This window comes from Bordetella sputigena, from assembly GCF_965137885.1.
GTDB lineage: Bacteria > Pseudomonadota > Gammaproteobacteria > Burkholderiales > Burkholderiaceae_B > Bordetella_C > Bordetella_C sputigena.
Genome location: NZ_CBCSCA010000017.1, coordinates 14,028 through 35,777, shown reverse-complemented (window position 1 = coordinate 35,777; position 21,750 = coordinate 14,028). Strand labels below are relative to the sequence as shown.

General features: G+C 63.6%; 22 protein-coding genes. 17 read left to right on the top strand and 5 right to left on the bottom strand.

What is annotated here, in order from left to right:
* Positions 1-32: 32 nt before the first annotated feature.
* The 15 genes from sctE to sctC all read left to right on the top strand — a co-directional run bounded on the left by sctE (position 33) and on the right by sctC (position 13,274).
* Positions 33-1,481 carry a type III secretion system translocon subunit SseC family protein gene (sctE, locus tag ACNA0R_RS24650; RefSeq protein WP_415828705.1) on the top strand — a complete coding sequence of 483 codons (1,449 nt, stop codon included), beginning with the start codon at positions 33-35 and terminating at the stop codon, positions 1,479-1,481.
* A 94-nt stretch (positions 1,482-1,575) separates the two neighbouring features.
* Positions 1,576-1,992 (top strand): tetratricopeptide repeat protein, encoded by a 417-nt coding sequence (locus ACNA0R_RS24645; protein ID WP_415828704.1) that lies wholly within the window; start codon positions 1,576-1,578, stop codon positions 1,990-1,992.
* A 48-nt stretch (positions 1,993-2,040) separates the two neighbouring features.
* Complete coding sequence (locus ACNA0R_RS24640; protein WP_415828703.1) at positions 2,041-2,448, top strand: hypothetical protein; 408 nt, start codon at positions 2,041-2,043, stop codon at positions 2,446-2,448.
* 56 nt (positions 2,449-2,504) lie between these two features.
* Positions 2,505-3,281 (top strand): type III secretion system inner membrane ring lipoprotein SctJ, encoded by a 777-nt coding sequence (gene sctJ / locus ACNA0R_RS24635; RefSeq protein WP_415828771.1) that lies wholly within the window; start codon positions 2,505-2,507, stop codon positions 3,279-3,281.
* 33 nt (positions 3,282-3,314) lie between these two features.
* A complete protein-coding gene (locus ACNA0R_RS24630) occupies positions 3,315-3,998 on the top strand; it encodes a SctK family type III secretion system sorting platform protein (RefSeq protein WP_415828702.1) in 684 nt (227 codons plus the stop codon).
* Positions 3,995-4,669, top strand: coding sequence for an HrpE/YscL family type III secretion apparatus protein (locus ACNA0R_RS24625; RefSeq protein WP_415828701.1), 675 nt, complete (start codon positions 3,995-3,997; stop codon positions 4,667-4,669). The genes ACNA0R_RS24630 and ACNA0R_RS24625 overlap by 4 nt, the downstream gene beginning before the upstream one ends.
* A complete protein-coding gene (gene sctN / locus ACNA0R_RS24620; protein ID WP_415828700.1) occupies positions 4,662-5,981 on the top strand; it encodes a type III secretion system ATPase SctN in 1,320 nt (439 codons plus the stop codon). Before ACNA0R_RS24625 ends, sctN begins: the two co-directional genes overlap by 8 nt.
* Positions 5,978-6,472 (top strand): type III secretion system stalk subunit SctO, encoded by a 495-nt coding sequence (sctO, locus tag ACNA0R_RS24615; RefSeq protein ID WP_415828699.1) that lies wholly within the window; start codon positions 5,978-5,980, stop codon positions 6,470-6,472. Before sctN ends, sctO begins: the two co-directional genes overlap by 4 nt.
* A gap of 36 nt (positions 6,473-6,508) precedes the next feature.
* Positions 6,509-7,246 (top strand): hypothetical protein, encoded by a 738-nt coding sequence (locus tag ACNA0R_RS24610; RefSeq protein ID WP_415828698.1) that lies wholly within the window; start codon positions 6,509-6,511, stop codon positions 7,244-7,246.
* Between the two features lie 140 nt (positions 7,247-7,386).
* Positions 7,387-8,607, top strand: coding sequence for a type III secretion system cytoplasmic ring protein SctQ (sctQ, locus tag ACNA0R_RS24605; protein WP_415828697.1), 1,221 nt, complete (start codon positions 7,387-7,389; stop codon positions 8,605-8,607).
* Entirely contained in the window at positions 8,604-9,272 is a 669-nt protein-coding gene (gene sctR / locus ACNA0R_RS24600) for a type III secretion system export apparatus subunit SctR (protein WP_415828770.1), read from the top strand. Before sctQ ends, sctR begins: the two co-directional genes overlap by 4 nt.
* An 11-nt stretch (positions 9,273-9,283) precedes the next feature.
* Positions 9,284-9,550 carry a type III secretion system export apparatus subunit SctS gene (sctS, locus tag ACNA0R_RS24595; RefSeq protein ID WP_415828696.1) on the top strand — a complete coding sequence of 89 codons (267 nt, stop codon included), beginning with the start codon at positions 9,284-9,286 and terminating at the stop codon, positions 9,548-9,550.
* 15 nt (positions 9,551-9,565) lie between these two features.
* The gene (sctT, locus tag ACNA0R_RS24590; RefSeq protein ID WP_415828695.1) at positions 9,566-10,369 is read left to right on the top strand and encodes a type III secretion system export apparatus subunit SctT; all 804 of its coding nucleotides are present in this window, start codon (positions 9,566-9,568) and stop codon (positions 10,367-10,369) included.
* Entirely contained in the window at positions 10,366-11,436 is a 1,071-nt protein-coding gene (gene sctU / locus ACNA0R_RS24585; protein ID WP_415828694.1) for a type III secretion system export apparatus subunit SctU, read from the top strand. Before sctT ends, sctU begins: the two co-directional genes overlap by 4 nt.
* A gap of 35 nt (positions 11,437-11,471) precedes the next feature.
* The gene (gene sctC, locus ACNA0R_RS24580; protein ID WP_415828693.1) at positions 11,472-13,274 is read left to right on the top strand and encodes a type III secretion system outer membrane ring subunit SctC; all 1,803 of its coding nucleotides are present in this window, start codon (positions 11,472-11,474) and stop codon (positions 13,272-13,274) included.
* Positions 13,275-13,286: 12 nt separating this feature from the next.
* On the opposite strand, the gene ACNA0R_RS24575 is transcribed toward sctC, so the two are convergent.
* A complete protein-coding gene (locus ACNA0R_RS24575; RefSeq protein WP_415828692.1) occupies positions 13,287-13,919 on the bottom strand; it encodes an RNA polymerase sigma factor in 633 nt (210 codons plus the stop codon).
* A 409-nt stretch (positions 13,920-14,328) separates the two neighbouring features.
* Between ACNA0R_RS24575 and ACNA0R_RS24570 the strand changes: the two genes are divergently transcribed.
* Both ACNA0R_RS24570 and ACNA0R_RS24565 read left to right on the top strand, forming a co-directional pair.
* Positions 14,329-14,601 carry a hypothetical protein gene (locus ACNA0R_RS24570; RefSeq protein WP_415828691.1) on the top strand — a complete coding sequence of 91 codons (273 nt, stop codon included), beginning with the start codon at positions 14,329-14,331 and terminating at the stop codon, positions 14,599-14,601.
* Between the two features lie 158 nt (positions 14,602-14,759).
* Entirely contained in the window at positions 14,760-16,379 is a 1,620-nt protein-coding gene (locus ACNA0R_RS24565) for a methyl-accepting chemotaxis protein (RefSeq protein WP_415828690.1), read from the top strand.
* Between the two features lie 33 nt (positions 16,380-16,412).
* On the opposite strand, the gene ACNA0R_RS24560 is transcribed toward ACNA0R_RS24565, so the two are convergent.
* The 4 genes from ACNA0R_RS24560 to ACNA0R_RS24545 form a co-directional block, all read right to left on the bottom strand.
* Positions 16,413-18,557: a putative bifunctional diguanylate cyclase/phosphodiesterase gene (locus ACNA0R_RS24560; RefSeq protein WP_415828689.1), complete on the bottom strand. Its 2,145-nt coding sequence runs from the start codon at positions 18,555-18,557 to the stop codon at positions 16,413-16,415.
* A 10-nt stretch (positions 18,558-18,567) separates the two neighbouring features.
* On the bottom strand, positions 18,568-19,224 hold the full coding sequence (locus ACNA0R_RS24555) for a hypothetical protein (protein WP_415828688.1): 657 nt from the start codon (positions 19,222-19,224) through the stop codon (positions 18,568-18,570).
* Positions 19,224-19,598 (bottom strand): response regulator, encoded by a 375-nt coding sequence (locus ACNA0R_RS24550; RefSeq protein WP_415828687.1) that lies wholly within the window; start codon positions 19,596-19,598, stop codon positions 19,224-19,226. Before ACNA0R_RS24550 ends, ACNA0R_RS24555 begins: the two co-directional genes overlap by 1 nt.
* 182 nt (positions 19,599-19,780) lie before the next feature.
* A complete protein-coding gene (locus tag ACNA0R_RS24545) occupies positions 19,781-21,730 on the bottom strand; it encodes an LTA synthase family protein (RefSeq protein WP_415828686.1) in 1,950 nt (649 codons plus the stop codon).
* Positions 21,731-21,750: the final 20 nt, after the last annotated feature.

Genomic DNA, 21,750 nt, shown 5'->3' with positions numbered 1-21,750 from the left:
ATATCGGGGCATTGACGTGGCCCGGTGATGCAATGTCGGTGACCAACGGCAATGCCTATGCCAAAGAAGCGTCCAATCCGTTCGAAACCATCGTACAGGCGATAGAAGATATCGTCGGAAGCTTCAGCGGGCAACAGGATGGCGTGGAAACCAAGCCGTCCATGGTGAAAACCACGGACACGCATGATGCGAATGGCGCACCTTTTCTGGCCGCGCCCGACGCACCCGTGGCGCCACCCGTTGCGGCGCCGTCGCCTCTCAACGTCGGCTTCCTGGTATCGGAAGTGCAGGGTTTGCGCACCAAGGCCAACGGCGCGCTGGTCAATGAGAAGACCAACGAATCCTACGATCAGATGAAAGCTCGCGTCGACAAGTATGTGGATGCGCAGATGAACAGCATCAAGGAGTTCGAGCAGAAAGCCGCGGACTTCCTGGAAAAGGCGGGCCGTTGGTATAACCGGCTGACAAGCTGGGTCTCGGAGAACCTGGGTCCGTACATGCCCTACATAGGCGTGGCCATTGCCGCCGTGGCGACGGTGGCGACCGGCGGCGCCGCATGGCCCGCATTGGCCCTGGCGGGGGTGGCCCTGGCGAACCATATATTGAAGAAAAACGATATCGACGTCGTGGGCGCGGTGTCGGATGCGATCAAATCGACCGGCAAGGTCGTTTCGAAGAAGGTTGCGGACACGTTGGCCGATACGGTCAGCGCGGTCATGGGGCTGCTGCTGGCGGACCCGAATCCCTTGGCCAAGGCCTGCGGCAAGATCGCGAAAGCGTTGGGTGCCAGCAAGGAAACGGTCGAGCGAGTGGAATTCTGGGGGCAGATTGTCGGGATGGTCGTCATGGTCGTCGGAAATCTGCTCTTGGCGGGGGGCGGCTCCGCGCTAAAAAGTATCGCGAACTTTGTTTCGGGCCTGGGCGCGGGCAGCGGCTCCGCTGCGTCGAACGTGGCATCGGCGGTGACGGGGGGCTTGAAGCAGTTCGCCGATTCCATGAAGACGCTCGCGCAGGAACTCGTCCAGCTCATCCGCCAGTCCATGGCCAAGCTGAAGGAGCTTTCGGACCTGTTTCAGAAAGCGATGCAGTTCGCGAAGAACCTCAACGTAGCATCGGTCAAGGGGGCGGCCGTGACGGCCAGGAACACCGTGGCCCATTGGCAGCCCGTGATCGAGTCGGGAGCAAAAGCCGGGCAGACGGCCGTGAACGGCGCCAACGGCGGAATCAGTGGCGCCAACGGCTGGCGTAACCTGGAGCTCGGCTTGGCTCAATGGGATATCGACAATGCCCAGGCCAATCGGCGCAAGACGGAACAACTGCTTGGCATCACACGCGAGCAGATGCACGACACCGATGAGGTTACCAAGCGTTCCATGGACAAGGTCGCGCAGAACCTCAAGGCCAATGCCGACCTGACCCGGGACTACACCAGCGAGCTCGCTACCCGCGCAACGATCCAGGCGGATCAAATGACGGCGTAGCGCGTCGTCGGCCTTCCATCCTTCTCAGTCTACGGTTACTCCGATGGTATTGCAGATTGCGCGGCCGGAATCCCTGAGCGGATCATCCGCGAGTATGGCGAAATCCGATCCCGCAATGGCGGCCGGCGATGTCCCGCAAGACATGATCGAGGATGGCAAGGTTATCCAGAAACTCGCCGAAATCGCTTTCATCGGCGCGTTTCTGGGTCAGACGCAGGCTGCGGAAAGCATTTTCCACAGCCTGCGTATTCTGCGACCCGGGAATCCCATCGTGGATCTGGGACTCGCCATGGTTTATACGCTGGCCGGTCAACCGGAAGCAGGTCTGTCCATTGTCGAGCGGACACCTGGCCTGGATCCGGATCAAGGCTTGGTAGCGCTATGCATGGGTTTCATGCTGCGCGACGCCGGCCATGGCGCGGCCGCGGACAGGAAATTCACACAGGCGCTGGAGCGGGGGGATATCGCCCCTGAAACCACACGGGAACTGTCCAAAGCCTTGCGACGCTGAGCGCGATGGACGCTTGCCGTCATACAGGAGTTCAAATTGAAAGTCGGAATGCTCAATTCCCTGGCCGAAGCTGGCAGCGATGGACTGCCATCCGTTGCCGCCGATGCATTGCAGGTAGAGATGTTTCGTGCCGCGATGAGCACGCCTGCATCGCCGTTGGGCGATGCAGGGATGGGAGACGATGCCTCGGGCGAGGGCGACGCCATGGGCATGGGTGCACTGCTACAGCATATCGCCGGGGGGGTGCGCAATCACCTCGCCGGAATCTCCGGCAATTGGGGGCAGGCCCAGGCGCTGGCATCGGATTTGGAGCAACGTCCGGTGCTGGATGGACAAGCCGTTCGGGATGCGCTCAAGCTCGCGCGAACCGCCAGCAGGTTGTCCGTCGATATCGATGTCGCCAGCAAGGTTGGCGGAAAGTTCTCCCATACGGCCGACGTCATGTCGCGGGGCTGAACTTGCTTCTTCTGCAGCAACTATCGTCCAGGATTGCGATCGCGCGGTTGCTAGGCGTGATCGCATTGATCCTCCTCGCGGGATGTTCCAACAGAGTGGAACTGTTTTCTTCGACCACCGATGCCGAGGCCAACGAAATCCTGGCCGCGCTGCTCCAATCCGCCATTCCGGCGGAAAAACAGCTCAAGAAGAACGGCGTCACCGTGACGGTGGCGGAGACGGATGTCGCCAAGGCCCTGGGTATCCTGCGGCTGCAGGGACTGCCCAGGGAACGGTTCGAGGGCATGGGCAAGATTTTCCAGAAGGAAGGCATGATCTCATCGCCCCTGGAAGAGCGGGCACGCTATATCTATGCGCTGTCGCAGGAACTGGAAAGCACGCTGACAAAGATGGACGGCGTGCTGGTCGCGCGGGTCCATGTCGTTCTGCCTGATCAGGACGCCGCGAAAATCGCCAAAACCGCGGCCAGTGCCGCGGTATTCATCAAGCATCAGGCCGGCTACAACCTGGATGTGCTCAAACCGCAGATCCGCACGCTGGTATCGCATGCGATTCCGGAGCTGGGAGAAGAGCGCGTATCGGTGGTGCTGGTGGTAGCCCAGCGCGCGCCAGGGTCGGTCGCCGGGTCGTTGCCGGCGTCCGGCCCGATTGTGCAAGGAGATCGCGTCGATGCGCCGCGTGGCTCCTGGGTGTGGTGGGCACTGTGCGTGGCGGCGATCGTCTGTGCCGCTGGCGGCGCTGTCTTCTGGATATGGCGCAAGCGGCGCGATGGCATGACGCATGACGGTCTGCTGGACAAAGGGGCCGGTGTGGAAGGTTTCGGTCAGGGTTGATCCATGTCTGGCTTGTCGCTGCTAGAGCGGTCGATGGTTGTATTCAACTTTCTACCCAGCAAAACCCTGCACCCATCGCGTATCCGGGACTATGGATCCTGGCCTTACCTTTCCGCGCTGGCCGCGGCGCCGGATGCCGCGGCGTTGTGGCACCGCCATTGGTCCGCGGACATACTCCAGCGGGAAGGACTGCGGGATGCGCCCGTGACCGACGGTTCGTCCACGGGTCTTGAGGTCGCCGTCATGCAGCCGGATGCGCTCGCGCGGCTGGTCCGCCGGATCGGTGTGGCGCTGTGCGCCCCGCGGCTGCGCTATGCCATCTCGGGACCCGCGGTGCGGGCGCTCCAGGCTGCCTTGGGACCGCAAGTCATGCATTGGATCCGGGAAGCTCGCATGACGCACCCCGGCCTGCCGGGGGAGATGTTCCATGATGCCGACCAGGCGTGCCACGATGTCGATCTGGCGGGTCACGCTGCCTTGTATCTGGCATTCCAATCCGCCCGGCCAGAGGTGGCGCGCCGCCTGTTCCTGAAACTGCCGCCCCTGCCGTGCTTGGCGTCGGCAAGCCAGGGCCGGATGTCATCGTCCGACGATGAATTAGGGACCACCGCCGGCAGCGGGATAGTGCATGCGGTAGTCGCGGCGATCGATAGCGAAGGCGCGATGGCGCTGGTCATGGCCGTGCGCGACAGGTCGGACATTCAGGAGCAGGGATGATATTCCGAGTGGAAAACGGCCGCGATGAGCAGCCGCGGGATTCGCGGGCGGTCGCGGTCGGAAAGATCATCCGCCGCGCCGAACACGTCGCCTTCCTGGATGCCAAGGGCTTGATCCAGCGCGCTCATGAGGATGCGGCGCGCTTGGTGGAGCAGGCGCGCGAGACCTATCGCAGCGAACGTGAGCGTGGCTATGCCGAAGGTCTGCATGCCGCGCGGGTCGAGCAGGCCGCAGCCATGCTGGCTGTCAGTCGCCAGACGGCCGGCTACCTGAGGGAGATCGAACGCGACATCGCGGAGCTGGTGGTCGGCGCGCTGCGACGCATCGTCGGAGACTTCGACGCGACCGACCGTGCCCTGACCGTGGTGCGCAGCGCGCTGGCCATGCTACGGCGGCAGAAGAATGTGTTGCTGCGCATGCATCCGGACGATGCCGCGGTGGTGCGTCAGCATATGCAGGCGCTATTGGAGCGGTTTCCCGGCGTGGATTATCTGGACGTGGTTTCCGACGATCATTTCCCCAGCGGTGCATGCCGGATGGAAACGCGCATTGGCACGATAGAAACCAGCCTGGACGATCAGCTGGATGTACTGCAACGTGCGCTGGAAATCGCCGTGCCCGAACATGCCGGGCACCCGTCCGGAGGCGTCACGCCACACAACGATGTTTGATCACATCCTTCCCGGCATGCGCGCGCGCCTTGCCGATGCCCGCACGATAGAGGTGGTCGGGCGCGTTACCCAGGTCACCGGCACCATCATCCGAGCCGCGGTGGCCGGCGCGCGCGTGGGCCAGCTCTGCGTACTGCGGGATCCTGACGGCGGCGAGGACATCAAGGCCGAGGTCATAGGGTTTGCCGAAGATGCCGCCTTGTTGACGCCCATCGGCGATACCCGCGGCATTTCACCCCGTACGGAGGTCATTCCGACGGACGGCGCGCTGAGCGTGCCGGTGGGAATGGAGCTGCTGGGCCGCGTGCTCGATGGCCTGGGACGCCCTCTGGACGAGGCGACACGCGGTCCGCTCGTGACGACGCGGACTTATCCGGTGCTGAGCTCGGCACCCCATCCCTTATCCCGCAAACCCATCCATCAGCCGCTGGAGTTGGGCATACGCGTCATCGATGGCCTGTTGACTTGCGGCGAAGGCCAGCGCATGGGAATTTTCGCCGCGGCGGGCGGCGGCAAATCGACGCTGATGGGCATGTTGGCCAATGGCGCGGATGTCGACGTGCGGGTGGTCGCCCTGATCGGGGAGCGGGGGCGGGAAGTGGGCGAGTTCCTGCAGCGCGACCTGGGGGACAACCTCCGCAACAGCGTCGTGGTCTGCGCCACCAGCGACCGGTCGGCGATGGAGCGCGTCAAGTCCGCCTACGTGGCGACGGCGATTGCCGAATATTTCCGCGACCAGGGCAAGCGGGTGCTATTCCTGATGGACTCGGTGACAAGGTTCGCACGAGCCCAGCGGGAGATCGGCCTGGCCGCGGGCGAGCCGCCGACACGGCGCGGCTTCCCGCCGTCGGTGTTCGCCGTTCTGCCCAGGCTGCTGGAGCGCGCGGGCATGAACGAGCGGGGTTCCATGACCGCGTTCTACACCGTACTGGTGGAAGGCGACGATATGACCGAGCCCGTGGCCGACGAGGTCCGCTCCATCCTGGACGGTCATATCGTGTTATCGCGAAAACTCGGCGCGGAAAACCACTTCCCCGCGGTGGATGTCCTGGCCTCGGCCAGCCGTGTTATGGGCAGTGTCGTGCAGCGCGAGCATGCGGCGGCGGCGGGACGTTTCCGGGAACTTATGGCCAAGTATGCGGAGATCGAATTGCTCCTGAATATCGGCGAATACCAGCCGGGCAACGATCCGGTGGCGGACGAGGCCGTACGCAAGATAGGCGATATACGGCAATTCCTGCGACAGCCGGCCGACGAGAAGGATGGTTTCGACGCCACGGTGGCGCGCATGACCGATCTGGTGCACGGATGACGACGATCGGACGGAATCTGCGGCGGGACCTGGTCGCGTTGCGTAATCTTCGTGAAGACCGCGCAGTCCGCGCGCTGGGCCGCTTGTATCGCCAGTTCGAAGAGGCCGACTCGCACCTGGCGCGCCAGCAGCGCCAGCTGGACAACTGGCGCATCCAGGCCGCGGACGAAGAGGCCGCCCTGTATGCGGCCTTGCTCGCGGAGCCGGTGAATCGACGCGGACTGGAGCGCAGCTACGCCAGAATCGACGCATTGCGCCAACGCACACGGTCGCTGGAGCGTGGCGTGGAATCGGCGCGCGAAAAGCGCGACGAAGCGAGCGCCGCGCTGGTGCAGGGAAGAAACGTGCGCGCGGCCGCCGCCAGAGCCACTCGCAAGTCGACGGAGGTATTGGCGCTCCATCTCAGGCAATGTGCCGTCGCGGAAGAGCGGGTCGCCGACGATGCCCTCGATGAGGTCGCCGTCATGATGCACGGCCGGCTCGCCATGTGAGCCGCCGTACCCCATGCTGAACCAGGAGTTGAAAACATGAACGTGTCGTCGCCCGGGCAGTCGCCGGCCACGGACTCGTCGGCCCATGGTGTTTCCCCCCAAGGCTCGCCACCGCACGGCGCATCCACCCATGGCGCTCCAGCGCATGCCGGCGGGCCACCGCACCGGGGTGTGCACCTGACGGAAGGCGCGCGGCGCGTGCTGCTGCGTGTTCCGCCGCCCAATCCCGATGATGCCGCCTTGTTCCGCGCGCTGTTGTCGGAAGGTGGCGCCAATGAGACTACCCGGGTCGCCGACGCCCGGGACCTGCATGCCGGATTCGAACAATTGGCATTCCGTCCGGAACGCGAGGACGAGATCGCGCGCGTCACCGGCCGGCAGGCGGAGGTAGACCGGCAAGAACACACCGCCATCGACACGATGTCGGTCGCCCCGCTGGACCTCGCCGCCCTGAGCGGCATGGTCACCAAGGTCTATCTCGACAGCCTGCATGACGGCCATCGCGCGATCGGCGTGGCGCTGAATGAAGATCTGCTCCCGGCCACGCGGCTATCCATACAGGAACGCGAGGGCCGACTGGCCGTGGATTTCGTCAGCATCGATCCGTTGGCGCGTGACCGCCTGCGCCGCGGTGCCACCGCGCTGGCGGATCGGATAGCGGGAGATCTGTCGCGCGACGTCGCCGTCAAGGTGGCGTCCCATGAGGGCGACCGGTGGCCGCTGGAAGTGCGCGCCGATGCGGCGCCCGTTCCGCAAGGGCGGGGGGCGGTATGACGGCGCCGGCGCCCTTGCGGTTGACCCGGTGGACAACAGCGCAGGCGCGGGCGCTGACGACCATCGCGAGGTGTGCTTCCGCTGCCGTCGTCATGCCGCAAGACCCCGCTGATGCGAGCGCGCAGCCGTGGAATATCTGTATGAGCCCCATATGCGCCCACAAGCCGCCGATGGAGCAAAGCGAGCCCTTCCACGGCGAGAATACGCCGGACGACGCAGGTCGCTCGGTCGCACTGGATTGGAACGGTGCGCGGCTATCGCTGCGGCTGTCATCACGCGCCTGTGACGAGTGGATCGCCATGCGCATGCCGGACCTGGACATCGCCCCGCTGCCGCCGCGGTTCCTCGACGCCGCGTGGGAAACGATGGTCCGCGATGCCATCGCCGCACTCGGCATCGCACGGCTGTGCCCTGGCATCCAGGTCCTTGGCGAAGAAGCCGCCGATCCCCCGCACGCGCTTCCGTATGCATGGACCGTAATCATGCAGTCGCCCGGCAGTGGCCGCTCGATATCGGCCCGGTTGGCGGTGGATGAGCTCGGCTTGCAAGGCCTGGGCGATCTGCTTGACCGCATGCCGGCTCGGTCGAACGTGGTCGAGCCGGATGTCCTGGATGCCTTGCCCATACGGCTGGCCGCCCGCGCGGGGGAAACCGCGCTGGAAAGCGGCGAGCTGCGTCGCTTGGAAATCGGCGATGTCGTGTTGTTCGACCGGTGCCTGGCGAGCCCTGGCGGCAACGCCTGGCTGGTCACGCCCGATGGCCAGGCCATACGGGTGCGGGCCTGCGAACCGGGGGCATCCCGTTATGTCGTCACACAGGAATGGAGCAGCTTACGCATGAACGATTACCCGGCACCGGAAGATCACTACGGCCTCGAGCAAGACCCCTACACGCAGGATCCCTACGCGGAGCACGATCAGGCGCCGCCGCCGCGCAATGCCGGCTACCCGTCCGAGGACAGCGAATACATGCAGGCGTACGCAGGGGAGTACGCCCAGGAAGCCAGTGGCGACTCCGTGGGGTACGACGCCGCGCCGCCCGTCGCACCCGGACAGGCGCCCGTGGCCCATCCGCCAGCCGCCGTGCCCGAGGCCGGCCCGCGTGCGGGTGCCGAAGGGCCGGACGTGGATCGGATTCCGGTGCATCTGGTCTTCGACCTGGGCGATCACAATATGGCCCTGGGGGAGTTGCGCCGCCTGCGCCCGGGCGAGTTCTTCGACCTGCACAGGCGCATCGACGCGGGCCCGGTTCACATCCGCGCGAACGGTACGCTGATCGGCACGGCGGAGCTCGTCGACATCGACGGCAGGATAGGCGCCCGTGTGCTGACATTGTTCCCAGGCCGCGATTCATGGGCTTGAGCGATTTCGATCCGGTCGCGCTGATCGTCGTCATCATCTGTGTGGCGTTGTTGCCGCTCATCATCATGTTGACGACCTCTTTCCTGAAGATCTCCGTCGTGCTGGCGCTGCTGCGCAATGCGATCGGCGTGCAGCAAGTGCCGGCGAACCCCGCGTTGAACGGCCTTGCCCTGATCCTGTCGATCTACGTGATGGCGCCGGTGCTGGGCAAAGTCGTCGACGAGGCCAGGCAGGCCTATCGAAGCGCCACGGCGCAAAGCGAACCGGCCGAGCGCTTCGACAACCTGATGGTGGCCGTCGAGCGCGGCTCGGCGCCCTTGCGGGCGTTCATGCTGAAACATAGCGGCGCCGGGCAGCGGCGCTTTTTCGTGGAAACCGCCACATCCTTGTGGGGAGTGGAGCAGGCCACCGGCCTGCAGGAGGATAACCTGCTCGTCCTGATCCCCGCATTCGTGATCTCGCAACTGAATGCCGCCTTCCAGATCGGCTTCCTGCTTTACCTGCCGTTCATCATCATCGACTTGATCGTTTCGAACATCCTGCTGGCTATGGGGATGATGATGGTGTCCCCGGTCACCATCGCGATTCCGCTCAAGCTCTTCCTGTTCGTGATGCTGGATGGATGGACCAAGTTGATCCAGGGCCTGGTCCTTTCCTATGCGTGAGACGGGATCCGATGAACGTACCTGAGCTGGTTTACTACCTGAAGGAAGCGCTGTATCTGATCTTCTGGCTATCGCTGCCGCCGCTGGCCGTGGCGTCCGTGGTCGGCACCCTGTTTTCGCTGTTCCAGGCCTTGACACAGATACAGGAGCAGACGCTTTCCTTCGCGATCAAGCTGCTGGCGGTTTTCGTAACGCTGCTGTTGACCGCCGGCTGGATAGGTTCGGAAATATTCAACTACTCCCTATCGATATTCGAGTCATTTCGTGCGATCCGGTAGTGCGAGGGGAACCGCATGAATGGTTTCGCCACCTACGCCGCGGTATATGACCTGCTGTTATCCATGGTGCTTACGCAGCCCAGGATTGTGCTTTTGTGCATGATGCTGCCTGTTTTCAGCAAGCAGATATTGCCCGGGCGGCTGCGGGGTGCGCTCGCCATGGCCTTGGGGCTGCTGGTGGTGCCGCTGGTGCTTCCCGGTACGATCGCCGCCTCGCCCGTCAGCCTTTTCGAAGTACTGCTGCTGGTCGCGAAAGAGGCGTTTATCGGTTTGGTGCTGGGCTTCTTGCTGGCCATTCCGTTCTGGGTGATCGAAGGGGTGGGTTCGGTCATCGATTATCAGCGCGGCGCCAGCATGGGCGCCTTGTTCAATCCCACGATGGGGGGCGAAACAACGCCTTCCGCCATCCTGATGCAGCTGGCCTATGGGGTTTTCTTCTTTGTGGGCGGCGGCATTTCCCTGATTCTATCCATACTGTATGACAGCTTCCGCCTTTGGAATCCCTGGCAGTGGTTTCCTACACTGCGACAAGACGCTATTCCCTTGTTCCTGGCGCAATTGGACCGCCTGATGCATCTGGTGGTCCTGTTGTCGGCGCCCGTAGTGATCATCATGCTGCTGGCCGAGCTCGGGCTCGGGCTGGCCAGCCGCTTCACGCCGCAGCTACAGGTGTTCTTTCTGGCCATGCCGATCAAGACAGGGTTGGCGCTGTTCGTGCTTGTCCTATACGTTGGCATACTTTTCGGGCACATCGACAAGGAAGCACGGCGCGCGGATGAATTGCTGCCCATCCTGACACACATCTGGCGGGCTCCGTGAGCGGCGAAAAGACAGAAAAGCCGACACCGAAAAAGCTACAGGATGCCCGCAAAAAAGGGGATGTTCCATACAGCAGGGACTTCAGCCAGACCATGCTGACGCTGGCGCTGTTGATGTATCTGGTCTTCAACGGACAGAACATTCTTGCAGGCATGCTGCGGATCCTGGCCATGCCGGCCGGACTGGTCGATATGGAATTCCGTGAGGCGCTCAAGGTAGCGGCGACGATAGCGCTACGCGAAGGCGTGGACCTGCTGTGGCCTTTCGTGCTTATCGTTCTGGGCTTCGGGTTGTTCGTGGAATTCGCGCAGATCGGCGTGATATTCGCCGCCGAAAAGGCCAAGCCGTCCGGCACGAAATTGAACGTGGTCTCCAACGTCAAGAATATCTTCTCCATGAAGAATCTTGTCGAGGTGATCAAGTCGACGGTAAAGATCATCTGCTTTTCCCTGCTGACATGGCTATTGCTGCGCGCGGGGTTGGCGCCGCTCGTACAGGCCGGATCAGGTGGGCTGGAGGGGGTGTTGGCCGTTAACGGCGGCCTGTTCCGCATGCTGCTGCTTTACACCGCGGTGTTCTGCCTGGTGATCGCCGGCCTGGATATGGGATGGCAGCGACGGCAGCGCAACAAGCGGCTGATGATGACCAAGGAGGAGGTAAAGCGAGAGCAGAAGGATATGGAAGGTCAGCCCGAGATCAAGCAGCAACGCAAGCGACTGCATCAGGAGATGAGCAACGGCGGTCCCGCGGAAGCCGTGCGGAAGTCGTCCGCGCTGGTGGTCAATCCTACGCACATTGCGGTGGCGCTGCGCTATGTGCCTGACCAGACGCCTTTGCCCATCGTGGTGGCCAAGGGCCGCGACGGCGTGGCGCTGCAGATGATAGACATGGCGCGTCGGATCGGCGTGCCGGTGATGCGGGATGTGCCGCTGGCGCGCGCGCTGCTGGCCGATGCCCGCGAGAACGAATACATCCCGGGCGAGCTCGTCGTCCCGGTCGCCCACGTATTACGTGCCGTGCGCGATCTGGCGATGGAGGGTAGGGAGAGCCCGCCGGGGGCTCCGTAGAGACGCGTATCTATGATAGTTCGATGAGTTGGACAATGATGTTTCAGCGATGGTGTTCCCGCGGTCGGAAGGCGATACCCAGGCTGGGCCTGGCCGTCGCCACGTTTGTTCTCGCGACGAGCGCGGACGCCGCGCCTTCCTGGCCGGCGGCCCCTTATACCTATTTTGCGTCCGATGAGTCGCTGGAGGCGGTTCTGCGGCGCTTCTCCAGCGGCTTCAGTCTGTCGTTGCAGCTGGCGCCTGGCGTCGCGGGCCTGGTCAACGGGAAGTTCACCGCCACGAATCCGACGGAGTTCATGGATAAGTTGGCGGGCGTGTACGGCTTCAACTGGTTCGTGTATGCGGGCACGCTGTTCGTCAGCCCGGCCAGCGCGATGGTGACCAAGACCATCAGCGTGGGCAATGGCGCCATCGCCGGTCTGCGCGATGCGCTGGATCGGCTGGGGGTGATCGACGACCGTTTCGGTTGGGGCGAGCTGCCGGACCAGGGGCTTGCGCTGGTGTCGGGGCCGCCCGCTTACGTGGCCTTGATCGAGCGCACCATCAATGCCTTGCCCCCTACGGCGGGGCGGCAGGAAGTCGCCGTGTTCCGCTTGAAGTATGCGTCCGTCAATGATCGCGTCGTGCGCTACCGTGACCAGTCGATCACCACGCCGGGCCTGGCGACGCTGCTGCGTGAACTGATAGGCGGCAGCGGCGCCGGCGCCGGCAACTCGGTGTTGTCCGCGATGGCGGCTCCGCTGCGTGATCCTTACGCCTTGCGTGAGCCCGGCCCCGCGGGTACGTCACCGCTGGCGGACCTGGGCAAGCCAGCGCCACCGGGGCGCGGAGGCCTGTTCGACGGGGGGCGGCGCACCCGCCCGGCCACCATACAGGCCGACCCTCGCCTGAACGCGGTCATTGTCCAGGATATCCCCGAACGCATGGGCGTGTACCGCTCGCTGATCGCGCAGCTGGACGTGCCGACCACCTTGATCGAAATCGAGGTCCTGATCGTCGATATTACGGCCGACGCGACCCGGGAGCTCGGCGTCCGATGGGGGGCCAGGGCCGGCAAGACGGAGTTCGGCGTGGGCTACAGCGGTCCCAGGCCGACCAACCCGGACGGCAAGGGTTTGGATCCCGGCATTATGGAACCGGGCACGATAGGGTTTAGCGCGGCGAATTCCCTGCTGGCGCGGCTCAATGCCCTGCAGCAGAACAAGGATGCGCAGATCCTTTCCAAGCCTTCGATACTGACGTCCGACAATATGGGCGCGCTTATCGATCACTCCAAGACGTTCTATATCAGGCTGGCCACGGACCGCTACGTCGATGCGCGGGCGGTCACCGTGGGAACGTCATTGCGAGTGACGCCGCGCTATATCGATGCCAACGGCGCGCGCCAGGTCGAGCTGACGGTTGATATCGAGGACGGCAAGATCACCCAGGATCCCGAAGTGGACCAACTGCCCGTTACTTCGAAAACCAGCGTCAGCACGCTGGCCGTAGTGGGGGATGGCGAGGCCTTGCTGATCGGCGGATATAACATCAGTGAGGATGGCGACGAGATCAACAAGGTTCCGCTGCTAGGCGACATCCCCGGGCTGGGGGCCTTCTTTTCCTACAAGAAAAAGAGCAATAAACGTTGGGAGCGGATATTCGTGATCCGGCCGCGCGTCGTGGAAGTGAATGGGGCGCCGTTGATTCCGGATGCGCTGCGCAAGTGGGGCGATGCCGTCGGCTGGTCCTGGGATGGAGGATCGCGATCGACCGTGTATACCGACGGGTTGGACAGGAGCTTGAAGCTGTTGCAGCCGGGCCCCACGCAGGTGTTGAAGGTCCCGGCCGTGAATTGATCGCTGCCAGCCTCAGGCGTCCAGTCGGACGCCTTTGGTTTCCAGCTTGGAGCGCAGGGCGGCGCGCGCGCGCGACAGACGGCTGCGTATGGTGCCGACGGGTACCGTCAGGCGCGCCGCCGCTTCTTCGTAGGTCAGGTCGTTAAGGCCCATCATCAGCAGGATGCTGCGCATGTTTTCAGGGAGTTCCGCGATGGATTCTTCGAGCAGGCGCAAGGTCTGGTTCTGTTCAGCGGCATCGTCCGGAGTCAAGTCCTGCGACGCATGATCGCTCAGCGCGTCTTCGCCGACAAAGAAGTATCGGCATTCGGGGGCGCGCGACAGGTAGTTGCGGACCAGGTTCAGGGCGATGCCATACAACCAGGTGGATAGCTGCGATTCACCGCGGAAGCTGTGATACGACTTGGCGGCTTCCAGAAAGGCCTGCTGGGTCAGGTCTTCCGCGTCGGGGCAGTTGCCGATGTGCTTGATGATGAAGCGGTGCAGGCGGGTGGCATGGTTCTGCACGAGTTCCCGGAAAACAGCTTCGTAGGCACTGTGCGATGTTGCAATGGCGATGCTGGCGCTGGTCACATTGGCGGTCGCGTCGTAAGCGATGGGCGGTGCCGCCTGGATGCCATGGTGATTGTCGTGGAGATATCGCATGGGATAGCCAAAAGGTCACGGGGCGAGCCAGTATGGCGCAATACCCTGGTGCCCCGACCGAACCGTGCAAGCAGAAATTCAGGTCTGTTCAACGGTGGCGAATTGGTTCCAATCGCTATCCGAGAATGCGTACATCCTTATGCTGAAAGTAGTGTGGGAATACGTGCTCGGATTTGTCCGACGAAGGGTTTTCTCGGCGCGTATAGGTATACGGGATGTGGGAAATTTCCGAGTCTGGTTCCGCGTCGATTATGGTTCGCGGCTCAGATTTTTCGCATACAAAAAGGCCCCGGCGATTCCTAGAATGGCCTCCGGCCTCGCAGGCGTGGTGACACGCCGGGACTGGTGTCCTCCCTCCGCCAGACTCGTTGTCCATCCTTGCGAGCGCCCTCAAGCGAGGAGCCGGGACATGGGTATGAAAACAATGTATTGGGTGTCGCAGATCTTCTCTTGGAACTACATCGACATCGCGGGCAAGACGCATGGGCGCATAGATTGGTTCGAGGACATGCGCGACATCGGCTATTGGTGGCAGACGGCGTTCGAGACCGGTATCTGCGCCAGCGTGGAACAAGCCAAGCGCGGCGTGGAGGACGCGGTGATGCGGCGCCGGATGGCGCTGGAGGCTCGCTATCTGGCGGGGACCGAAGTGGCGGCCCCGGAGCCCACCGCGGTGATGTAATCGCACCTTCCTGTAAAAAAGATAAAATTTCCTTCTGAATATTGCGGCGTGAAATGGCATGCAGGTGCCGGGTGCCGGATGGCCGGTCCGCCGCATTCACGGTTCAGGGAAATTCGTCTCTTCTACGGGTGGTGCAAATGCGGTTGAAGGATCAAAGCGTGAGAGCGCGGCTGGCGCTCGGCTTTGGGGTGGTGCTGGCGCTGCTGGTCGCCTTGGCGGTTCTGAGCATGGTCCGCATGCGGTCCGTGGACAACAGCCTGAACATGATCAATGGCATCAATAGCGTGAAGCAGCGCTACGCCATCAACTTCCGCGGCAGCGTGCACGATCGCTCCATCGCCCTGCGCGACGTTGTGCTGCAGAACGCGCCAGCCGAGGTGGCCAAGGCGGTACAGCACATCGAGGCGCTGGCCAAGGACTACGCCGAGTCGGCGCGGCCGCTGGACCAGTTGTTCGCGCGCGAAGCCGTGCTGCCCGAAGAGAAGTCGGCGCTGGCCCAGATCAAGGAATCCGAGACGCGCACCATGCCGCTGATCCAGCGTGTGATTGCCCTGAAGCAATCGGGCAAAGGGCAGGAGGCGACCGATCTGCTGCTTTCCCAGGCGGCGCCGGCGCTGGTGACGTGGCTGGCCGATATCAACCGGATGATCGACCTGGAGGAGAAGCTCAATCGCACCATCGCCATGCATGCGCAGGAAGTCTCCGGCCATTTCGAACTGGAGATGGCGGCGCTATCGTTGCTGGCGGTGATTCTGGGCGTGTGCGTCGCGGCGCTGTTCGTGCGCGGCTTGTTGCGCCAATTGGGTGGTGAACCGCGCGACGCCACCGAGATCGCCAACCGCATCGCGCAGGGCGATCTGAGCGTGCAGGTACGGGTCAAGGCCAATGACACGGCCAGCCTGCTGTTCGCGGTGAAGAGCATGCGCGACAACCTGTCTGGCATCGTCGGCCAGGTACGCGCTGGGACTGATACCGTGGCTGCCGCGGCGGCGCAGATCGCCGCGGGCAGCCAGGATCTGTCGTCGCGCACCGCGCAGCAGTCGGCTTCGCTGGAAAGTACCGTATCCTCGATCGAACAGCTGACGGCGACCGTATCCCAGAACTCCGACCATGCGCGCGAAGCCAATACGCTGGCGATGTCGGCCTCGGAGATCGCTACGCGCGGCGGCGCGGTGGTGGGACAAGTCATCGATACCATGGCCTCGATATCCGAATCGGCGCGCAAGATCGTCGACATTACCGGCATTATCGATAGCATCGCGTTCCAGACCAATATCCTTGCCTTGAATGCCGCGGTCGAAGCGGCTCGGGCGGGCGAACAGGGGCGCGGCTTCGCGGTCGTCGCCTCGGAAGTACGCGCGCTGGCGCAGCGCAGCGCCGCGGCGGCGAAGGAAATCAAGGCCTTGATCGACGATTCCGCGCAAAAGGTGCGGAGCGGCAGCGAACTGGCCACGCAGGCCGGCGTCACGATGGAGGAGGTGGTGACCAGCGTGCAGCACGTCACCTCGCTGGTGGGCGAGATCACCGGTGCCAGCGTGGAGCAGGCGCAGGGCATCGAGCAGGTGAACAAGACCATCATGCAGATGGATATGGTCACGCAGCAGAATGCGCAGTTGGTCGAGCAGGGGAGTTCGGCCGCGGCGGCCCTGCAGGAGCAGGCCTCGACCTTGTCGCAGCTGGTCAGCGTGTTCCGGCTGCAGGCTGCCGCCGTGCGCGTCGCGGATGGGGCACGCGGCTATGACGCGCCCGACGCGCAACCGCCTCTGCTGGCCGCCTGACGCGCGCAGCTGCAAGAAAGGACCGTGCCGGAATCAGGCGTAGAACTCTGCCGGCATGGGCTTGCCCAGGTAGTAGCCCTGGCCGTACTGGCAGCCCCGCCGCAGCAGGGTGTCCTGGTGCGCCGCGGTTTCGACGCCTTCGGCGACGATTTGTATGTTCAGACTGTTGCCCAGGGCGATGATGGCTTCGACGATGGAGCTTGCGTCCGGATTCTGCACGAACGACTTGTCGATCTTCAGCGAGTCGACCGGAAAACGCTGCAATTGCGTCAGGGATGCGTAACCGGTCCCGAAGTCGTCCAGGGCGATGCCGACGCCTGACTGATGCAGGCTGCGCAAGGCGTCCTCCACCGCATCCGCGCCTTGTCCCAGGTAAACGCTTTCGGTGATCTCCAGGGTCAGCTGGTCCGGTCGCAGCCCATATTGCGCCAGCATGGACAGGATATGGCTGGCCAGGTCCGATCGATAGAATTGCGCGGCGGCGACATTCACGGATACGCGCTTGAAATCGAAACCCTTGTTGGTCCAGCGTCGCATCTGCTCGCAGGCGTTGCGCAACGCTTCGTCGCCCAGCTGCGGCGCCAGCGTCTGGTCGTCGAAGGCGGCATTGAAATAGCCGGGGCCCAGGATGCCTTTTTCCGGCAGCGACCAACGCATCAGCGCTTCGAATCCCGACAGCGTGTGGGTGCGCATGTCGTAGATGGGCTGGTAATACAGAATGAATTCCTTGCGCTCTATGCCTCGCCGCACGTCGCGCAGCAGCTGGACGCGCTCTTCCAGCCGGTCGCGCATCTCGGGCTCGAACACGACCGTGCGGTCGCCGCCGGCCTTCTTCGCCTGATAGAGCGCGATGTCCGTGTTGCGGACGATCTGATCGGCATCCCCGGCCTGGGCGGGGGCTTCGCACAGACCTATGCTGACGGAAGCAGACAGCGTCTGTTCCGTGTAATAGACGGGTTGTTTCAGTTGCAGGCGCAGGTGGTTTATCTGTTCGATCGTATGTTCGATCGTGCCGTTGGCCGGAGCAATCACCGTGAACTCGTTGCTGCCGACGCGCGCGGCGAAGGTGCCGACCGGGAAATACGCGGCGATGCGCTTGCCGACTTCGATCAACAACTGGTCGCCCGCATGGTGCCCGATGGTGTCGTTGATGTCCTTGAATCCATCGATGTCGATGGCGATGAGTACGATGGGTTCGCGCCGGGAAAAATGCCGGCCCAGTTCCAGCAGGAAGGCGCCGCGGTTCGGCAGGCCCGTCAGCTTGTCGGTATAGGCCAGTTCGTGGAACCGCTGCTGGGATTCCACTTCATCGGTAATGTCCTCGACCAGCCCGTGGACGCGGACGACCTGGCCTTCCTGGCATTCCGGCTCCGCCAGGACATGGATCCAGCGCGACGAGCCGTCCAGGCGCCGTATGCGGCGGCGCGAATCGTAGCCTTCGCCGTCGCGCAGCAGCCGGGCGAAATCATCCCGCGTGTCGATCAGCGTATCGCCGGGATAGAAGCGCCGCATCATGATGTCCAGCGTAGGCTGGATGGTGGGATCCATGCCGTAGATTTCCAGCGCCTGCTCACTCAAGGTCAGCTGGCCGGTGATCACGTTGTATTCCCAGCCGCCGACCTTGGCCAGACGGAACGCGCGGGCCAGCAACTGTTCGCGGCGCCTGGTATCGGCCAGGGCCTTTCGCGCGCGCAACGCCTCGCTGGCCATGGCGGCGAAATCGCGCAGGCGCTCCGCATCGTCCTCGGAAAACGCGCGGTCGCGGGTGTCGGCGATGCACAGTGCGCCGACGCGCGTGCCGTCGGCCAGCGTCAAAGGCGCCGCGGCAAAAAACTGGACCGCGGGGATGGGGCGGGATGCGGCGGGGTCGCCGCAGGTGGCGTCGTGCACATCCAGGCTGGCGGCAGTCGAGGTCACTACGCCGGCCGAGCTCAGCGCGGGATAGCTCCAACGGGCCAGCAGTTCGGCGGTGCCTGGGCAGGTCCCGCTGGACCACAGGCTTACCGGGGTGGTGTCGCGCAGCCACGTTACCGCAAACATCGACACGCCAAAAAAAATACCGGTCAACCGACAGAGTTCCTGCACGCCGGGCAGATCTTCGCCTTCGCGCAGGCCCAGCACGCTCAAGGGGATGAGCAGGGCTCCGTTATCGGGACTGAGATTGGGCCAGGCGCTCATGCCGGACGCCTTAGCCGTTGTCTGCCACCGGCAGGTTCAGCAGCCAGCCGCCGTCCTGGTTGTTCAGCTCCCATCCGTAGAACGTGGCTATTTTCCGTGCGTCTTCGAGCGAGATGGGCGGCGCGCTTTCGGGCTGCAGTGTGCGCGTGGTGGCATCCGGCGGAGCGGGCAGTGCCTGAGCCGCCAGTCCGTGCGGCCCTTCCTGCCTTATCTGCAGGATGCCGCGTTCCGGCAGGCCGTAGATAGCCAGGATCATCCATGCCATCAGCACGTAGCGGCCGGGGCGATGAGCGACCGGTGTCGGGTGGGGAAAGTCATCGATCTGAACTTTCTTGCCGGACAGCAGCAATTGCGAAAAGGCCAGGCGCCGGCATTCCTGCACGATGCCGTGGACGTCCGTCGCGGGGCTGTCGTCCTGGAACCAGTTGTTCAGCAGCCGGATCGCAGCCACGCTGTCATCCAGCATGTTGTCCAGATCGCCGACGAAGGGCGGCGGGTCGGTGTCCGCGATCGTACCCTTGGAAATAGCCTTTTCCAGCAGCACGATGGTGAGCTTGGCGTTGGATAGCGGTTTCAGCGCATCGTGCCGCAGTACCGGAAAGACGTGCGCCAGGATCCTGAACTGGATCCCTTCTACCAGACGAAGGTCTTGAGTGGCGGCCCGCATTATGTCGTTGTTTCCCCAGGGTTGCCCAGCATGCGTTCCAGCACGGAGAGGTCCAGCGGTTTTTCCAGCCAGGCGTCGAAGTTGACAGCTTCCGCGCGGTCGTTGTTCCGCGGCAGACCGCTCAGCGCAAGGATACGGAGCTCCTTGCCGTACGCGGCCCGCAGGCGCGATGCCAGTTCATAGCCATCCAGATCGGGCAGCACGATGTCGGTAATCACTACGTCGGGGCGGCGCGCTTCGCACGCGGCGATGGCCGCACCGGCCGTCGCGGTCGTCTGGGAGCCATGGCCTAGCAGCTCGACGAATTCCGACAGCAATTCCGATGCCATCTCGTTATCGTCCACGATCAGGATCTGGAGGGTTTTGTCGGTCATTCTGGATTCTTCTCCTGGCACGCGAGCGGTTTATTTTGTCCGGTAGTGTGACACGTTTAACAAAGGCAACAACTTTGTCAGCGAGGCATTGATACAAATACGTGGCGAAGTTTCTATTGGTTTCGAATGTGTGACTAAATCAGCCGTACGCGCACATATTGCACGGCCTTCCACAATGTGCGTCATGCTCGTTCGAGGCCGCTGCGCAGCGATGGCGCCGTCCGGCTGGCCGAGCCATGCAGGGGCGGCAGCGCATAACGACCTTCGCGGTACGCCCAGCTCGGCCATAGCGCGTGCGCCAAGGCCTCGCGCGCCAGGCTGGCATCCACCGGAACGGCTTCGTAGGTCTCGGGCTGCCCGTAGCGGTACTGGACCGGGGCTTTCTGCGGGCCCAGTACCAGCAGGCGATCGCCCTTCAAGTAGCCGTAGTTGTCGCCGTATTGCATGATGGCCCGGCCCGGATCGCCGTCTCGGAGGGGCCGCGTCATGTCGCGGCCCAGCATGGGATGGCGGCTTTCCACGCCCATCAGCGACAACAGCGTCGGCGCCAGATCGACCTGGCTGATGATGCGGTCATCGCGGCGCGCGGCGACATCGGCGCCAAGGATGACGGCGGGTATATGGAAGTGGCGTACAGGCACCAGGCTGGCGCCCGACACGCGCGAATCGTGGTCCGCCGCGATCAGGAATACGGTGTTTTCCCAATAGTCGGCATTCCTGGCCTGTTCGAAGAATTGTCCCAAGGCCCAGTCCGCGTAGCGAACGGTATTTTCGACCGTGGCGGGGTTGCCATCCGGCTGTATCCGCCCGGCGGGATATTCCCAGGGCGTATGGTTGGACACCGTAAAGGCCAGTGTGAACGTCGGCTGATCGCCATCGCTGCTCAACAGGCGATGCAGCTGGTTGAACATATCTTCGTCGGATGCGCCCCAGGTGCCGACGAACTGCGGATCCACGAACTCGCCGCGGTCGACGATCTGGTCGAAGCCGTTGCCCAGGAAGAAGCCCTTCATGTTGTCGAAGTGCGCTTCCCCGCCGTATATGAAGCGCGAATGGTAGCCCTGCCGGCCCAGCAGGTCCGCCAGGGTGAAGAATCCGCGTTGCGCGTCCGGCAGTTTGACGACGGCCTGCGCCGGCGTGGGCAGGAAGCCGGTGACGACCGCTTCCAGGCCGCGCACCGAGCGCGTACCGGTGGCATATGCCCGCGTAAAATTCCAGGCCTCGCCCGCCAGCTTGTCCAGGCATGGCGTCAACGCTTGCCCGCCCAGGTTGGCGACATATTGGGCGCCCAGGCTTTCTTCCAGAATAATGACCAGGTTCAGGGGACGCGCGCGCGTGCGGCTGGGCGTCTGCAAGTGCATGCTGGGATAGGCGGGGTCCGCCGGGGGCTGGGGCAGGCCGGCCGCCTGCAGCACCTGCGTATGCATTTCCTCGTCCGGCATGTCGCCGTAGACCGCGGAAGCCGATTTTTCGTTCTTCATGCTGTACACCGCGTACAGCACGCTATATAGAGAGTTCAGCGGCAGCATGTTGAGCATGCCGTCGCCGCAGTAAGCCACGGTGGACGGGTTGATGGGGCGATGCTGCAGCGTCCCGCGTATCGCCAGTATGCCCACGGCAAGCGCGGCCAGGCTGTACAACGGCATCTGCCACCATGCCAGGGGCGCATCGGGCCGTGGCGAACCGAACAACGCGTGACCTGCCCATGCCGCCAGCGCCACGACGACCAGTCCACCCACCAGCGGCCCCTTGAAGCCGCGCCACAACATGCCGGAGACCTCGCGCGGGTGTTTCAGATATTCGACGAATAGGCGGTTGGGCCGGGCGTCGTATTCGAGAATGAAGGGCGGGGTCGCGACCTCCATGAATACCAATAGCAGCCATGCCGCCTGGAACCATACCGACGTGACGGCCGCGGCCGTGGGGAAATGACCCAGCCAGGGGGCGAATACGGCCGGGGCGATGGCCAGCACGGACACCTGGTGCGCGTCGATGCGCCAGCCACCGAACACGATGGGCCAGAGGCCGCCGGCATTGCGCACGCGCTCGCGCTGCCAGCCCGCCAGCGCCAGGCGGCTGACGGTCAGCATAAACAGCGCCGCGACGATAAAAACGAAACACAGTTGCCGCATGGGCTCTCCCGGCATGCCGG

Bases quoted from the DNA above. Each gene is read 5' to 3' on its own strand.
- sctE (WP_415828705.1), top strand. From the start codon at position 33: ATGTCGGTGACCAACGGCAATGCCTATGCCAAAGAAGCGTCCAATCCG.
- ACNA0R_RS24645 (WP_415828704.1), top strand. From the start codon at position 1,576: ATGGCGAAATCCGATCCCGCAATGGCGGCCGGCGATGTCCCGCAAGAC.
- ACNA0R_RS24640 (WP_415828703.1), top strand. From the start codon at position 2,041: ATGCTCAATTCCCTGGCCGAAGCTGGCAGCGATGGACTGCCATCCGTT.
- ACNA0R_RS24630 (WP_415828702.1), top strand. From the start codon at position 3,315: ATGGTTGTATTCAACTTTCTACCCAGCAAAACCCTGCACCCATCGCGT.
- ACNA0R_RS24625 (WP_415828701.1), top strand. From the start codon at position 3,995: ATGATATTCCGAGTGGAAAACGGCCGCGATGAGCAGCCGCGGGATTCG.
- sctN (WP_415828700.1), top strand. From the start codon at position 4,662: ATGTTTGATCACATCCTTCCCGGCATGCGCGCGCGCCTTGCCGATGCC.
- sctO (WP_415828699.1), top strand. From the start codon at position 5,978: ATGACGACGATCGGACGGAATCTGCGGCGGGACCTGGTCGCGTTGCGT.
- ACNA0R_RS24610 (WP_415828698.1), top strand. From the start codon at position 6,509: ATGAACGTGTCGTCGCCCGGGCAGTCGCCGGCCACGGACTCGTCGGCC.
- sctQ (WP_415828697.1), top strand. From the start codon at position 7,387: ATGAGCCCCATATGCGCCCACAAGCCGCCGATGGAGCAAAGCGAGCCC.
- sctS (WP_415828696.1), top strand. From the start codon at position 9,284: ATGAACGTACCTGAGCTGGTTTACTACCTGAAGGAAGCGCTGTATCTG.
- sctT (WP_415828695.1), top strand. From the start codon at position 9,566: ATGAATGGTTTCGCCACCTACGCCGCGGTATATGACCTGCTGTTATCC.
- sctC (WP_415828693.1), top strand. From the start codon at position 11,472: ATGATGTTTCAGCGATGGTGTTCCCGCGGTCGGAAGGCGATACCCAGG.
- ACNA0R_RS24575 (WP_415828692.1), bottom strand. From the start codon at position 13,919: ATGCGATATCTCCACGACAATCACCATGGCATCCAGGCGGCACCGCCC.
- ACNA0R_RS24570 (WP_415828691.1), top strand. From the start codon at position 14,329: ATGGGTATGAAAACAATGTATTGGGTGTCGCAGATCTTCTCTTGGAAC.
- ACNA0R_RS24560 (WP_415828689.1), bottom strand. From the start codon at position 18,557: ATGAGCGCCTGGCCCAATCTCAGTCCCGATAACGGAGCCCTGCTCATC.
- ACNA0R_RS24555 (WP_415828688.1), bottom strand. From the start codon at position 19,224: ATGCGGGCCGCCACTCAAGACCTTCGTCTGGTAGAAGGGATCCAGTTC.
- ACNA0R_RS24550 (WP_415828687.1), bottom strand. From the start codon at position 19,598: ATGACCGACAAAACCCTCCAGATCCTGATCGTGGACGATAACGAGATG.
- ACNA0R_RS24545 (WP_415828686.1), bottom strand. From the start codon at position 21,730: ATGCGGCAACTGTGTTTCGTTTTTATCGTCGCGGCGCTGTTTATGCTG.